Source organism: Methanobrevibacter sp. UBA412 (genome assembly GCA_002495685.1).
GTDB lineage: Archaea > Methanobacteriota > Methanobacteria > Methanobacteriales > Methanobacteriaceae > Methanobrevibacter_A > Methanobrevibacter_A acididurans.
Genome location: DAGJ01000008.1, coordinates 19684 through 33798, shown reverse-complemented (window position 1 = coordinate 33798; position 14115 = coordinate 19684). Strand labels below are relative to the sequence as shown.

The 14115-nt window shown below is 28.0% G+C and carries 12 protein-coding genes and 6 tRNA genes; 6 read left to right on the top strand and 12 right to left on the bottom strand.

The window, feature by feature from the left end:
* Nucleotides 1–164: 164 nt before the first annotated feature.
* The gene (locus BP997_RS02555; RefSeq protein ID WP_413824737.1) at nucleotides 165–1340 is read left to right on the top strand and encodes an argininosuccinate synthase; all 1176 of its coding nucleotides are present in this window, start codon (nucleotides 165–167) and stop codon (nucleotides 1338–1340) included.
* Between the two features lie 132 nt (nucleotides 1341–1472).
* Here BP997_RS02555 and sfsA read toward each other — a convergent pair whose 3' ends face one another.
* Together sfsA and BP997_RS02545 are read right to left on the bottom strand one after the other, a co-directional pair.
* Complete coding sequence (sfsA, locus tag BP997_RS02550; protein ID WP_413824734.1) at nucleotides 1473–2177, bottom strand: DNA/RNA nuclease SfsA; 705 nt, start codon at nucleotides 2175–2177, stop codon at nucleotides 1473–1475.
* Complete coding sequence (locus tag BP997_RS02545) at nucleotides 2178–3746, bottom strand: NAD(P)H-hydrate dehydratase (protein ID WP_413824731.1); 1569 nt, start codon at nucleotides 3744–3746, stop codon at nucleotides 2178–2180.
* A 124-nt stretch (nucleotides 3747–3870) separates the two neighbouring features.
* Here BP997_RS02545 and BP997_RS02540 point away from each other — a divergent pair, with 124 nt between their 5' ends.
* Nucleotides 3871–5052, top strand: coding sequence for an NAD-binding protein (locus tag BP997_RS02540; RefSeq protein WP_413828768.1), 1182 nt, complete (start codon nucleotides 3871–3873; stop codon nucleotides 5050–5052).
* 42 nt (nucleotides 5053–5094) lie between these two features.
* Here the strand turns inward: BP997_RS02540 and fhcD are convergent, their stop codons facing one another.
* Together fhcD and BP997_RS02530 are read right to left on the bottom strand one after the other, a co-directional pair.
* Nucleotides 5095–5982: a formylmethanofuran--tetrahydromethanopterin N-formyltransferase gene (gene fhcD, locus BP997_RS02535; protein WP_409198384.1), complete on the bottom strand. Its 888-nt coding sequence runs from the start codon at nucleotides 5980–5982 to the stop codon at nucleotides 5095–5097.
* Nucleotides 5983–6213: 231 nt separating this feature from the next.
* Nucleotides 6214–7368, bottom strand: a complete 1155-nt coding sequence (locus BP997_RS02530) for a UPF0104 family protein (protein ID WP_413824726.1) — start codon at nucleotides 7366–7368, stop codon at nucleotides 6214–6216.
* Between the two features lie 382 nt (nucleotides 7369–7750).
* On the opposite strand from BP997_RS02530, the gene BP997_RS02525 reads away from it, so the two are divergent.
* From BP997_RS02525 to BP997_RS02515, 3 genes are all read left to right on the top strand, one after another.
* Nucleotides 7751–7972, top strand: a complete 222-nt coding sequence (locus tag BP997_RS02525) for a TRAM domain-containing protein (RefSeq protein ID WP_409198382.1) — start codon at nucleotides 7751–7753, stop codon at nucleotides 7970–7972.
* A 278-nt stretch (nucleotides 7973–8250) separates the two neighbouring features.
* Entirely contained in the window at nucleotides 8251–9717 is a 1467-nt protein-coding gene (locus BP997_RS02520) for a TrkH family potassium uptake protein (protein WP_413828766.1), read from the top strand.
* A gap of 279 nt (nucleotides 9718–9996) precedes the next feature.
* Entirely contained in the window at nucleotides 9997–10671 is a 675-nt protein-coding gene (locus tag BP997_RS02515; RefSeq protein WP_413824722.1) for a potassium channel family protein, read from the top strand.
* 29 nt (nucleotides 10672–10700) lie between these two features.
* Here the strand turns inward: BP997_RS02515 and BP997_RS02510 are convergent, their stop codons facing one another.
* The 8 genes from BP997_RS02510 to BP997_RS02475 all read right to left on the bottom strand — a co-directional run bounded on the left by BP997_RS02510 (nucleotide 10701) and on the right by BP997_RS02475 (nucleotide 12752).
* Nucleotides 10701–11312 (bottom strand): MBL fold metallo-hydrolase, encoded by a 612-nt coding sequence (locus tag BP997_RS02510; RefSeq protein WP_413827091.1) that lies wholly within the window; start codon nucleotides 11310–11312, stop codon nucleotides 10701–10703.
* A gap of 83 nt (nucleotides 11313–11395) precedes the next feature.
* A tRNA-Trp gene (locus BP997_RS02505) sits at nucleotides 11396–11545 on the bottom strand.
* Nucleotides 11546–11641: 96 nt separating this feature from the next.
* The gene (gene hjc / locus BP997_RS02500; RefSeq protein WP_413824715.1) at nucleotides 11642–12049 is read right to left on the bottom strand and encodes a Holliday junction resolvase Hjc; all 408 of its coding nucleotides are present in this window, start codon (nucleotides 12047–12049) and stop codon (nucleotides 11642–11644) included.
* 185 nt (nucleotides 12050–12234) lie between these two features.
* Nucleotides 12235–12310, bottom strand: a tRNA-His gene (locus tag BP997_RS02495).
* Nucleotides 12311–12368: 58 nt separating this feature from the next.
* A tRNA-Leu gene (locus BP997_RS02490) sits at nucleotides 12369–12451 on the bottom strand.
* 48 nt (nucleotides 12452–12499) lie between these two features.
* Nucleotides 12500–12574: transfer RNA gene (locus BP997_RS02485), tRNA-Glu, on the bottom strand.
* 25 nt (nucleotides 12575–12599) lie between these two features.
* A tRNA-Ile gene (locus BP997_RS02480) sits at nucleotides 12600–12673 on the bottom strand.
* 6 nt (nucleotides 12674–12679) lie between these two features.
* Nucleotides 12680–12752: transfer RNA gene (locus tag BP997_RS02475), tRNA-Asn, on the bottom strand.
* Between the two features lie 282 nt (nucleotides 12753–13034).
* On the opposite strand from BP997_RS02475, the gene BP997_RS02470 reads away from it, so the two are divergent.
* Nucleotides 13035–14036 (top strand): radical SAM protein, encoded by a 1002-nt coding sequence (locus BP997_RS02470; RefSeq protein WP_413827089.1) that lies wholly within the window; start codon nucleotides 13035–13037, stop codon nucleotides 14034–14036.
* The last annotated feature ends 79 nt before the right edge of the window (nucleotides 14037–14115 follow it).

The following is a 14115-nucleotide window of genomic DNA, read 5'->3' as shown; positions in this document are numbered from 1 at the left end:
AAAAAATGCACACAAAACTTACTAATTTTAAAAATTTTTCAAAAATCAATAACTTTAATAAATCCAATATAAACCTTATAAATAATATAAATTACAAAATAAAAACCATAATAATATAATTGTTACAAAAATTTATAAAAAATTAATTAAGAAGTGATTATAAAATGGATAAAGTAGTATTAGCATTCAGTGGTGGATTAGACACAACTGTATGTGTAAAATTATTAGAAGAAAAATACAATTACGAAGTAATAACCGTATGTGTAGATGTAGGACAACCTGAAGACGAATTAGAAAAATCTCAAAACTCCGCAGACAACATAAACACAGGTAAACATTACATAATCGATGCAAAAGAAGAATTTGCAAACGATTACATCTCTAAAGGAATAAAAGCAAATGCAGAATACGAAGGATACCCATTAAGTACAGCATTAGCAAGACCCCTCATAGCATTAAAAATAATCGAAGTAGCAGATAAAGAAGGTGCAGTAGCAATAGCTCACGGATGCACTGGAAAAGGAAATGATCAATTCAGATTCGAATCAATCATAAATGCAATGTCAGATTATAAAATAATCGCACCAATAAGAGAATTAAACTTAACCAGAACTGAAGAAGTAAAATATGCAAAAGAACACAACCTCCCATTATCCTCAGATAAAAGATATAGTGTAGATGAAAACATTTGGGGAAGATCAATAGAAGGAGACATTCTTGAAGACCCTAAAAACGAAGCACCTGAAAACATTTATGCATGGACAGCTTCATCTGAAGATGCAAAAGACACTCCAGAAAAGATTTCAATAGAATTCGAAGAAGGAGTACCTATAGCTATAAATGGAAAAATGATGCCACTAATCGACATTATAAGAGAAGCTAACAAAATAGCTGGAGAAAATGGTGTTGGAAGAGTTGACACCATAGAAAACAGAATGATTGGATTAAAAAGCAGAGAAATATACGAAGTTCCTGGAGCAAAATTATTAATCAATGCACACAAAGCATTAGAAGAATTAGTTTTAACTACAAGCGAATTAAGATTTGCAGAATATATGAGCACATTATATGCAGATTTAGTATACGGAGCTCTCTGGCAAGAACCTTTAAAAGAAGATTTAGATCAAGCATTTGACAACATGCAAAGAAGAGTATGTGGAAAAGTAGTAATGAAATTATTCAAAGGATCCATACACCCATTAACAAGAGAATCTGACTTCAGTTTACACAGTGTAGAACAAATCACATTTGAAGATAAAGAAACAGACCAAAGAGAAGTTGAAGGTATGATTAAATACCACGGAATTCAAGCTGCAAACTTCCAAAAATTAAACCAATAAAAATTTAAAAAAATTTTTTTAGAATATAATACTAATAATTTATTATACTCTAAAAAAAACATTCCTACTTTTTTTTAGCTAAATCAATAGAATAAAAATCCTAATTTTAAAAAATAGAAAATAAAAATAATATTAAAGACTTAAATCAAAATCTAAAGACTTTTTAACCATAGTTATACCATCTAAACTATTTTTACACTTATAAACTAAAATTTCAACTCCAGAAGAATAAGCCTCATTTAAAATTTTAGCAAAATCAGGATCATTTTCCCAATTAGGTCTGAATTTATCCCCTTTAGGATGTTGAATTAAAAAGAAAACAACAGCACGATGCCCTCTTTTTTTAAGTTCAATCAACTCATTCAAATGCTTCCTACCTCTTTCAGTTGGAGCATCAGGAAATTGAGCCAAACCATCCTTAATTAAAGTAACACCTTTAACTTCAACATAACAATCCTCTAAAATATTCCCATCCTTAGATTTACCTAAATAAATATCAATTCGAGAATTATCAATAGTTTTTTCTCTTTCCAATACATTATAACCTTGAAGTTCCCTAACAATACCCTGTTTTATTGAATCAAAAACAATTTCATTAGCTTGCTGAGAAAATAAACTAACAAGCACACCTTTATTTAAAACAAAATGAAGAGAAAATTTAGTTTTCCTTTTAGGATTATTACTAGGTAAAAGAAAAACTTTAGCATCAGGCACTAAAAGCTCTTTACATCTACCAGTATTAGGAACATGAGCTTTAACTAATTCATTATTAATTTCAACTTCAGCAATAAAACGATTAGGTCTATTTTTAAATACACCTTCAACATAATTATTCAATTAAATTCCATCCATTAACTTACCAATAAATTCAGATAAATCAGAAGCAGCAAAACCATAACCATATTTATCCATTGCCAAATCCCCTGCTTTACCATTTAAAAATGTTGCAAGAGATGCTGAATCAAAAACATTTAAACCTTGAGCTAATAAACCACTAGTTAAACCAGCTAAACAGTCACCAGTACCCCCAACAGTCATTCCAGGATTACCTGAAGTGTTAATTTTAATTTTAGATCCTTGGAAAATAAAATCAGATTCACCTTTAACTACAGTAACTCCCTCAATTGAATTTGTAACAGATTGGAAAAAAGTTAATTTATCATTAACAATTTTATAATTTAAATTATCAAATTTCATACTAACATCATCAAAAGTTAATCCTTCCTCATAAATAATATCTTGATAAAATTGTTTAAACTCATTATTATGAGGTGTTAATATAATATCCTTTCTTTTTGAGATTAGTTTCCTATTAACTAATTTTAATGCATCTGCATCTAAAACTATTGGTTTTTTAATTTTATGAACTAAAATATTAAATAATTTTTTAGTTTCATCATTTTGACTAGCCCCAGGTCCAATTAAAACTGCATCAACATCTTCAACTAAATTTAAAATTTCCTCTTGATTATTTAAATTTAAATAATCCCCTTTTAAACTATGAACAATTAAATCAGGAGAATAAGATTTAATAGGAATAGCAGCAGATTCAGGAGTTGCAACATGAACTAAATCAACACCACTACTTATAGCACTAATTCCAGCTAATCCAGGAGCACCAGAATATTCTTTACTCCCCCCAATAATAAGTAAACTACCATTATTTCCTTTATGAGAATTATTAGACCTATTTTTAAGTTTTAATAAATCCCCATCACCAACAAATAGTTCTGCTTCAAGAGGTATTCCAATATCACAAGTGATTAATCCACCTACAATATCTTCAGAAGCAATCCTTAGACCAGTTTTAACTTTATGAAAACCTACAGTATAATCTGCTTTAACACAAATATCCAAAACTTCCCCAGTTAATGGATTCATTCCAGAAGGAACATCAATTGCAACTTTTAAAGCATTAGATTTATTAATAACTTCAATAGCTCGTCTTTCTTTAGGACGTATCTTACCTTTTATTCCAGTGCCTAAAATTCCATCTATAATAATAGATTCAGAAAAATTATTATTAAAAGCAATATCTAATTTATCTATTTCACTAGAATCTTTCAAATAATTAATATTCAAACGAGAAACCCTAGGATTCAAATTACGTAATACTTTCAAATTAGTAAGAGCATCCTGAGATTTAATTTCATCATCATTTTTTAAAAGACATAAATCAACACTAAAACCACGATTTAGTAAATGACGAGCCGCAACAAAACCATCACCACCATTTCCCCCTGAACCAGTAAAAATAACTATTTTAACTGGTTTGGAAAATGTGAAAGTAGATAAAGTTGCAACCTCATCAGATAAAGATTTACCTGCATTCTCCATTAAACAAAGTCTAGAAAGACCTAAATATTCACAGTTATGATCAGTTACCTGCATATCTATTGGATCCATAAATTTTATTCCACCTGAAATTATTTTCTTATAAATTAATTATAATATTTATTAAGAAAAGTATTTAATTTAATCTTTTATATAATAATAATTAAAGTTATAAAAAAGTTAATGGGAAAATTTTATGGAAAAGTATGGTTTAATAAAAACTCTATTAAAATTTATAGACACCAATAAAATTAAGTACGGTATAGGTATATTCATTGCAATTTTAGTATATGGAGAAATTGGTTCAATATACATAATGAAATTAAATCCATTTGAAGCACTTTACTTCACAGGTATAACCTTAACAACCGTAGGTTATGGAGATATTATTCCTACTACAATTTTACAAAGAATATTTGCAATAACCTTAGCTTTTGCAGGAATTGCAATTATTGCTTATATATTTGGTGTAATATTCTCTGTCATTACTGAGGGTATGGGAAAAGCTAGAAGCGGTGTGAAAATGAAAAAAATGATAAGTCATCTTAAAGATCATTATATTTTATGTGGATACGGAAGAGTAGGTAAAGTAGTATTAGATGAGCTTAAAAAAAGAAATCAACAAGTATTAATTATTGAAAAAAATAAGGAAATAATTGATAGATTAAACGAAGAAAATGAAGATGATAACATAATCACCATGTGTGATGATGCAACTGACACAAATTTATTGAAAAGAATTGGTTTAAATAAATCAAATGGAATGTTAGTATGTACTGGAAGTGATGTGAATAATTTATTCATAGTTTTAACTACCCGAGAAATAGCCCCAGAATTATGGATAGTTTCTAGAGCAAGTTACTCTGAAAATATTAAAAGACTAAAAAATGCAGGATCAAACAAAGTAGTATCCCCTGAATCTAGTGGAGGAAGCGATATTTACTATGCAGCTATGTCTCCAAAATCAATTAAAATCACATGTAAACATTCAGTAGAAACAATTTCAAAAGAAATGAAAATAGTTATGAGCAATAATTGTAATCTTGAAGATATCGAATATCATTTTCCAGGAATAAAAGAACCTTTAATCCGGAAAATTGGTTCAATTAAAAATGGAGAGTATGATAGATTCAACAATATATTAGAAAAGAATGAAATTGCTAAAAAATCTATTAAAAATCTTTACAAATCTGTAGGTGGAATTCACTCTCACCATATGACTGGGAAAACATTTAAAGATATAGATAATGCAATGAAAAAATTATCTGATGAGAATATTATTATAGGAATTGATTTAAGTGATGAAGAAATCCTTAAATTAACTAAAAATCAAGCTCAAGGAATATTCAAAGAACAAGAAGAAAATTGTAAATTATAATTATATAAAAAAAATTTAAAAAAGAGAATTTATAAGATTTATTTAGAATAAATCTTGTAAATTTATTTTATAAGCACCTAAATTTCCACCAAAGTTACCTGCACTGATTTGAAGAACTCCATCAACATTACAAGCAGCTTTAATACCTTGTTTCATTGCTTCTCTAACAGAATCTTCATCAACACCATCAATAACGACTTCCATTACACCATAAACATCATCAGGAATATCACTATCAACTTTATCTTTTAAGGTAACACACATTTTTTCATTGGTAGATGCATTTAAAAATTCATAATTATTACATCCAACTTTAGAACCAGATGCAACCATACCACCAGGGAATGGAGTTATTACTCCTTCAACATTATGGATAGCATCAATAGCAGCTTCAGTTGCTACAAGTGCACTCATTTTACTATTTGCTAAAACGAAAAAGTTTCCTCCAGCAACACCTTCTTTATATCCAAAAGCAGATTCAACTAAGAAATCTCCAGACATGATAGGAATAGAGTGGATTTTTCTTCCATCAATATCTATTACTTCTTCAAATCCATCACCGAAGAATTTTAATTTATTACCAGTTTTTAAAACATCTTCAGATTCAAGACAATTAAATACTGCAGTAGTAGGTGCTGTTAAAATTCCCATACCGATTCTTTCCATTAATTCATGATCTAAAGCTTTCTTTCCACCTTGACAAATCATTATTGTGTAACCAGGTCTTCCATCAGGAGTTTCTTCAGGAGGTACATAACCATCAATTCCTGCTTCTGCAGGACATCCAATAACAGAAGTTCCATATCCAGTTGCTTCAGTTACAGCAATTTTAGCTAATTTTTTAGTAGCTGCAGTTACTAACATTCTTGTAACTTTAATTCCGAAACCTTCTGCATAAGTATCTTTAATATCTACACCATTTATTTCCATTTTTTCACCATTGATTTTTTAAAATTGATAGATTTTAAATTATAATTTACTAAAAAAAAATAATGTAATTAAAGTTTAAAAATTTAAACTTCTTTAATGAATTTTAGTAAAGATATAATTCAATCATTAAAGTTTATAATTTATAAATAAAATAAAGCTTTCTATTTAATTTTAATAGAAAAAATAAAAATATGAAAAAAGTGTTAAAAAAAAGTTGGAATATATGATGAATTAATTTTCATCCTTCAAATTAGGACTAGATGATTCAGTATTATCGGAATTTTTAGAATTATTAGAATTAGATTCATATTTTTCATCTAAACTATTTTCTTCATCAAATTCTTCAGTTATTTCTTCCTCATCACTTGACATTACCGAAGAAATTTTATCTAAAGCTTCCTCACCATAAAATGGTAAAACTAAAAATCCAATAATTGTTGTCATCCAAAATGAAATTAATCTTTCAACAACAGTAGCTGCCGCACTAATAGATGGAGAAATACCTGAACTAGAATATAATAAAATCATAACCCCATCAACTGCACCTAAACCTCCAGGTAATGCAGGAATCATTCCAATTAAAGAAGCAACAATGAAGACTTCACCTATAAGAACTGGTGTTACTGTACAACCAAATGCTAAAAATACAATATACACTCTTAAAATTTCTACACACCATATGAAAAATGAAAGAGGAAGAGCATAATATAAAATGTTTTTATTCTTAACCATGCCACGCATTGTATCCTGAAAACCATTTATAGCAACAGAAACTTGTTTTTTAATATGATCTGGATCTTTTTTCTTAAAAATTTTAATTGCTAATTTAGAAATCCATTTAATAACTTTATTTCCAAAATTTTCATTAATAGACATATAAACTATTAAAAAAACAACGATAATAATCGCAATAACAGCTGCTATCATAACTACAACAATTATAGGATTTAAAGTAAGATGAGTAATTAAAGCAATAATTGTAATAATAGCTAGTATAATAAAAGGAAAAGTATCTAAAGCCCTATCTGCAATAACTGTAGCGAAAGTTTCAGAAAATGGTCCTCCACCTTCTTTAGTAAGAAGATAAGCTCTTACAGGTTCTCCTCCACCTCTACCACTAGGAGTAATATTATTAACAGATAAACTAACTAAAACCATAGGAAGTAATTTTTTAAAACCTAAATCCTTATCAGCTACTTTATTAATTATTTCCCATCTAAAAGTATAAAGGAAGTAAGTGAAAAACTGTATAAGAATTGCAAGTATAACATAATATATATTAGCAATTTTTAAAGCATTTAAAACTTGATCAATACCTATAAACCACAACATCACAACCATGATTAATAAGCCAATACCTAAGAATATATAAGATTTATACTTCATTGTCTAACCTAAAATTTATTAAATAAATATTAAATAAAAAAATTATTAATAAATTATTAACTTTTAATATATTTAATATTTTATAAAAATTAAGTTCATGACCCTGAAAAAACAAATGTTTATATACTTTAAAAAATACAATATAACTAATGCATAAGTAGAGGATATATCATAAGCTTTTTCTAAATTAATTAATTTTAATTATTAATGAATTATATTTTAATTTTTGAAGGAATTATTTTTTTAAGATTATTTTATATTAGTGAATAAATTTTGATTGGTTGCAAATTAGATTAATTTTTATGTTATTTTACTCATTATTGCATTATATATGTTAAAAAGCAACATTTTAATGTTGACTTATTAACGGATGTGAATATAAATGTTTGAAGATAGTTACAATAAACAAGAAGAATACTCCTGTCCTGTTGAAGTAGGAACAGAGTACGATGTTAAAATAGAAGACCAAGGTAAAAGTGGAGACGGAATTGCTAGAGTTGACGGATTTGTCATATTTGTTCCTGAAACCGAAGTTGGTCAAGAAGTAAAAATAAAAGTTAATGCAACCCGCCGAAAATTCGCTTTCGGAGAAGTAGTTGAATAAATTTTTAACTACCTCCTTTTTTCATAAAACATGAACTATTTATGATTTTAACTTTTTTTAAAGTTTTAATTATGAAAAAGTTTTTTTATGAAAAAACACTTTTTTTATTTTTTTTTACAAATTTTTTTAAATACAAAACTGAATCAAATTAAATACTTATTTTTTAAACAAAACAATATTATAAACATATAAAAAATTCGACTTTTTTTTACAAATATTTCAATAAAAATACATTATTCAATAAAAATTTAAATAATTGAAGAAATAAAAAAGTATTAATGAAATATATAAATAAAACTGATATTTTAATAAGTGCACATTATCTTGGAATAATAATGCAAGGATTAGGTCTTGTTTTATTAGCACCAGTCATAATAGCTCTTATTTATCATGAAAATATTTATATAAATTTAATTATACCTCCATTAATCTCTATTTTAATAGGTAGTATTTTACATAGAAAGTTTACCTGTTATGATAAAATTAGATTACGACAAGGAATGATAATATCTTCCTTAGCTTGGATATGGGCCGGAATTATCGGTGCCTTGATAATGATGATGTGTTTAGACATTTCATTTACAAATGCTTTTTTTGAGAATATGTCTGCTTGGACAGGTAGTGGATTAACTATTTTTCCTGATGTAGAAATTTTACCTAAATCAATCCTTTTTTTAAGAAGTTATGAACAATGGTTAGGTGGATTAGGAGTAGTAATCATATTTATTGGAATTTTAATACGAAATGGTACTGCTGCATCTAGACTTTATGAATCCGAAGCAAGAGACGATCGAATCAAACCAAGTGTAGTGAACACCTTATATAAAACATTAGAAATGTATTCTATTTACACAATTGCTGGAATAATAATGTATGTATTAGTAGGTATGCCCCTTTTTGATTCAATAAATGCAACATTCACAACAATCTCTACTGGAGGAATGTCTATTAAAAATGCAAATATTGGAGCATATAATAGCAATGCCATATATTTAGTAACAATAATTATAATGATAATAGGATCAATTAACTTCTCAGTCCATTATAAAGCAATAAAAAGTAAAGGAAAATCAATAATTCAAGATGTGCAATTCCAAGCAATAATGGTATTAATAATAATTTCTTCAATAGGAATTTATTTAACAAGCCATATGGATCCAATGATTATTGTATTCCAGGTAGTATCCGCAATAAGTACAACAGGTGCAAATGTACCTAGTTCATCTGTAATGACTTTATGGCCAGGATTCACATTATTAGTAATTATAATATTAATGCTTGTAGGGGGATCATCTGGATCAACTGTTGGTTCAATTAAGGTAATACGTGTTATAACTTTTTTAAAAGGAATAAATTTAACAACATTGAATTTATTATCCCCAAAAGGTAGAGTTATTAATGCTAAAATTGGTGGGAAAACAATTGGAGATAAAGAAATTAAAGAATCCAGTTCATATATCACATTGTTCATGTTATTTGTTGCAATTAGTTGGTTAATCTTATTAGCTTATGGATATCCACCATTACAATCATTGTTTAATGTTGTATCTGCACAAGGTAACAATGGAGTATGGTTAGGATCCCCATGTTACTTAATACCAAGCGAATTAAAATATTTACTAGTTGGAAATATGTGGATTGGTAGATTAGAAATAATACCTGTATTAGTTCTTCTAAAAGCTATTTATGAATCTTTTAAAAGAGCAAATAAACAAATACACAAAGGGTTAAAACAGAAAATTTAAACACCTTATAAAATCTATTTTTAAAAAAAGGATAATAAAAACACGTCCTTATCTAAAAAAAGCTCAAATAAATAAATTAAATATAATTTTAAATAAGTTTATATAATAGGAAGTAAGATTAATAAATTATAATAAACTATAAGTTATATTTTAATAAAAAAAATTAAAATTGAGACATTAATTAAATTAAAGTATGAATCTAAAAAAATAAAATGGATGATAAAAATTTAATAAATTAATTAAACTTATTCTAAAAAAAAATTAATGGGATGACAAAATATGTATGTGATAATTTTAGGTGGAGGACGTGTAGGACTTTCACTTGCAAATCTTTTAATCAATGATGGTTATGATATAACAATTATTGAAAACAATGAAAAATTATGTAACAATGCTGCAATGGAACTAGATGCTATGATAATTTGTGGAAGCGGTACTGATACAAAAACATTAGAAGAAGCAAACATAGATGAAGCAGATATATTTGTTGCAACCACAGGAAACGATGAAGCTAACTTATTATCCTGTATATTAGCAAAAGAATATGATGAAAAGAAAATCATAGCACGTGTAAGTAACCCTGACCACGAAGAAGCATTTAAAAAAGTAGGAATAGATGAAGTAATAAGTCCAGAAAGAACAGCAGCAGGATTTGTAGAAAAACTAATCACTAGACCTAATGTAGCAGATTTAGTATCATTTGGAGAAGGTAGTGCAGAAATCTTAGACATGAACATTTTAAATGATAAAGTAGTTGGTAAAAAAGTAGAAGAAGTCTCCCCAACTAAAGATTGTATAATAATTGCTATTTATACTAAAGATGGATTAGAAATACCTCAACCTGAAAGAGTATTAGCTAGAGGAGAAAAAATTTCCATATTAGTTAAAAGAGGTTGCTTCAAAAAAGCTGAAAAAAAATTCATGGATAATAAAAAGAGTGCTTTAAGTTTATAAAAAAATAGTAAATAATATATAAAATCTAATCAAATTCCTTGATTAGATAATTCTATATGTTTTTTACCATTATTAACCCATGGACCATGACCAGGGAATAAATATTTAACATTTAATTTATTTAATTTTCGTAATGAGTCTCTTAATTCATCAATATTTCCACCAATATCCGGTCTTCCATAACCACCATTTGCAAAGACTGTATCTCCACAAATAAGATTTTCACCATCCCATAAACATATTCCACCATGACTATGACCAGGTGTATGAATTACTTCAAAATCTCCAACATGATCTCCTTGTTTTAATCTTATATCTACATCATGTCTAGTTATAGTTCTACCAAAAAGATTACAAACTGTTAATTCTTTATTATAATTTTCAAGTGAATCTGCATCATCTTCATGTATTGCGACTTTAGCATTAGGGAAAAAATTATTCCCTCCAACATGATCAAAATGACAATGAGTATTAACTATTAATTTAATATCATCAGGATTAACACCTGCTTCTTTTAATTGGGAAAATAAATAATCTTTATGTTCTCCAGTACCAGTATCAAATATAATATCATCTACAATATAAATATTAGAATCTAAATCCTTTCCAGGAATACAAATAATGTTTCCAATTTTTTCCATAAAAAATAGTCTCCTAAAAGTAGTGTTTATAAATTTAATTAATTAAAAATTTTAAAAAAAAGCATTAATATATTATATAAAAGTGGGGTCACAGGGATTTGAACCCCGATCCTAGGATTTCTCTTGTCTCAGTACTCCAATTGATCATCATATCAATCACATACTGATCAGACTGCGCGTTTTCTTCAAAGACAACTGGAGTCCCAGATGATGCCAGGTTACACTATAACCCCAAATATAAATTCATAAGAAATAACATTCTTACAGTATATAAAAATTAGTTATTAATATTATTTAAACTTTATGTTTAAACATAATTTATAAAAAGTTTAAAATTTAATTTGCTTATCTTTACCTGTAATTTCATCAAGTTCTAAACCTTTTTCTAAAGCAAAATCTTTCTCAATTTTATAATTATTACTTTTAGTTCTTTCAGTTGTTTTTGGATCTAAAAATAACCATTTAGTATACTTAAATTTAACCCCAATATATGGAGTTGCTCCAAAAATTTTAGAAAATTCACATAAAGCATCTATTTGAGGATAATCTATGTAAATTTTATCTTTAGTTGTTGTTTTAACTTCAATAGCTAAATATATTTTTGAATTACCTGCTAATACATCAGGTAATGGTTTTTTTGTAGCACCTCCAGATGCTGGTGCTCTCATTGCTGCAAAATCTAAACTCCATAATCGATGAACTAAATCTCTTTCTTCTGCAGAACCTTTTTTAACCATTAAAAATCAACATCCTATAAATTAGAAATTATTTTAAAAATAATATATATAATAAATTTATTTGGACTATTAAAAGAACTTTTCCAAGCATTTGAAAATTAATAATAAAAATAATTATTATTGAATAAAAAATTAGATTAAATATACAGGAATGAGGAAAAGATTAGTAAAATTAGTTATAAAAATGGGGCCGGGGCCGAGATTCGAACCCGAGTCGCAGGATCCACAGTCCCGTAGGATAACCGCCTACCCTACCCCGGCATTTGAACATATTATAAAATATGTAAAAGTAATTATTCATTGTAAATTAATAGATTAATGCGGGAGCAGGGATTCGAACCCTGGTAGACCTGCGTCAACAGGTCCTAAGCCTGTCCCCTTTGGCCGCTCGGGCACCCCCGCTTCGGAAAGGAGAGGGCATTCCCCTTGATAAAATCATATTAAATTAAATGCTTCGGCCGGGATTCGAACCCGAGTCTTCGCCTCGAAAGGGCAAAATGATTGGCCGGACTACACTACCGAAGCAGATATAAATGCATTTGATTAGGTATGGGCCCAATGGGGTTCGAACCCATGGCCGCCCGGTTATGAGCCGGGCGCTCTACCTGGCTAAGCTATGGGCCCAAAAAGCGCCATCGACAGGGCTCGAACCTGTGACCAATCGGTTAACAGCCGAACGCTCTACCTACTGAGCTACGATGGCATATGACACCCATGCTTTAATCAGAATGCAATAAAAATTTTCTGCTCAAAATAAAAAAAATTAGATTTTGAACATACAATTTAACTTGGACAATTATTGTATATAAAGGTTTTGTTTTAACTATTTTAAAACAAAAAAATACTATGACCAAATAAATATCAATACTACAACTATGTTTTAATGATATATAAACTTTATGGAAAAATTAGATATTTAAAAGACAAAACCCATAATAAAAACAAACACAAAAAATTCAAAATAAAAAAATAAACAAAGGATAAAATGGAACAAAATACAATAAACAGTACAGAAATATTAGAAACAATAAATAAAGCTAATAAACTAACACTAAAAAATTTTTCAAACACAATTAGCTTAGAACGAGCAATATTCCTATCATGGTGGTGTGACAAAGGAGATTGTAAATTCTGTTATATGAGTACACAAAAAAATAAAATAAGTGATCCTAAAAAAGCTCGAAGAAGAGTTAATAACATTTTAGCAGAAGCAGAAATGTGTAAACGATTAGGATGGAATATTGAATTTTTATCAGGAGGATACAAATCATTCACAACATCTGAAATTAAATCAATAGCTTCAAATATATACAATATAACTGGAGAAGGTGTATGGTTAAACACTGGAATAACAGACCAATTAGAAGAATATGGGAAAGAAGTTAAAGGGATAACTGGAGCAGTAGAAACTGCAAACCCCATACTCCAAAAAGAAATCTGTCCAAGCAAACCATTAAACGATATAAGTAAAATGTTAGATAAAGCTGGAGATTTAGGATTTAAAAAAGCCATAACTATAATTTTAGGATTAGGGGAAACATTTGAAGACATTAACTATTTAATCCAATACTTAAAAGAACATGACATAGACAGAGTTATATTTTATTCACTAAATCCACACCCTGAAACAATATATGTTAACAGTTCACAACCAGCATCCTTATATTATGCTAAAGTAGTCTCAACAATTAGACTAAACTTCCCAAAGATAGAAATAATATGTGGAACTTGGGTAGATAACTTAGCAAATATTGGAATATTAATATTAAGCGGAGCAAACGGAATAACTAAATTCCCCTTATTTAAAATGTTCGGAACAAAATATGGTAAAAGAGTAGAAGAAGAAGTACAATGGACTGGGAGAAAATTAAAAGGAACTTTCACCAATGAAGAAAAATTAGGATCAGAAAAAAGCCAATACAATCAAGATTTCAATCCTTACATAAAAAGATACATTAAAGATTCATTAAAAAACAAATACAAATAAAAAAAATAAAATTCTATTTTTCTATTAATAAAAAAAACCTTAAAATATAGATAATATTTATTAATAATTTCAAACAGAA

What these genes read in the sequence shown, in the direction of transcription:
- BP997_RS02530 (WP_413824726.1), bottom strand. Translation starts at nt 7,368, where the DNA reads ATGAAGTATAAATCTTATATATTCTTAGGTATTGGCTTATTAATCATG.
- hjc (WP_413824715.1), bottom strand. Translation starts at nt 12,049, where the DNA reads ATGGTTAAAAAAGGTTCTGCAGAAGAAAGAGATTTAGTTCATCGATTA.
- BP997_RS02510 (WP_413827091.1), bottom strand. Translation starts at nt 11,312, where the DNA reads ATGGAAAAAATTGGAAACATTATTTGTATTCCTGGAAAGGATTTAGAT.
- BP997_RS02525 (WP_409198382.1), top strand. Translation starts at nt 7,751, where the DNA reads ATGTTTGAAGATAGTTACAATAAACAAGAAGAATACTCCTGTCCTGTT.
- BP997_RS02540 (WP_413828768.1), top strand. Translation starts at nt 3,871, where the DNA reads ATGGAAAAGTATGGTTTAATAAAAACTCTATTAAAATTTATAGACACC.
- fhcD (WP_409198384.1), bottom strand. Translation starts at nt 5,982, where the DNA reads ATGGAAATAAATGGTGTAGATATTAAAGATACTTATGCAGAAGGTTTC.
- BP997_RS02470 (WP_413827089.1), top strand. Translation starts at nt 13,035, where the DNA reads ATGGAACAAAATACAATAAACAGTACAGAAATATTAGAAACAATAAAT.
- BP997_RS02515 (WP_413824722.1), top strand. Translation starts at nt 9,997, where the DNA reads ATGTATGTGATAATTTTAGGTGGAGGACGTGTAGGACTTTCACTTGCA.
- BP997_RS02545 (WP_413824731.1), bottom strand. Translation starts at nt 3,746, where the DNA reads ATGGATCCAATAGATATGCAGGTAACTGATCATAACTGTGAATATTTA.
- BP997_RS02520 (WP_413828766.1), top strand. Translation starts at nt 8,251, where the DNA reads ATGAAATATATAAATAAAACTGATATTTTAATAAGTGCACATTATCTT.
- BP997_RS02555 (WP_413824737.1), top strand. Translation starts at nt 165, where the DNA reads ATGGATAAAGTAGTATTAGCATTCAGTGGTGGATTAGACACAACTGTA.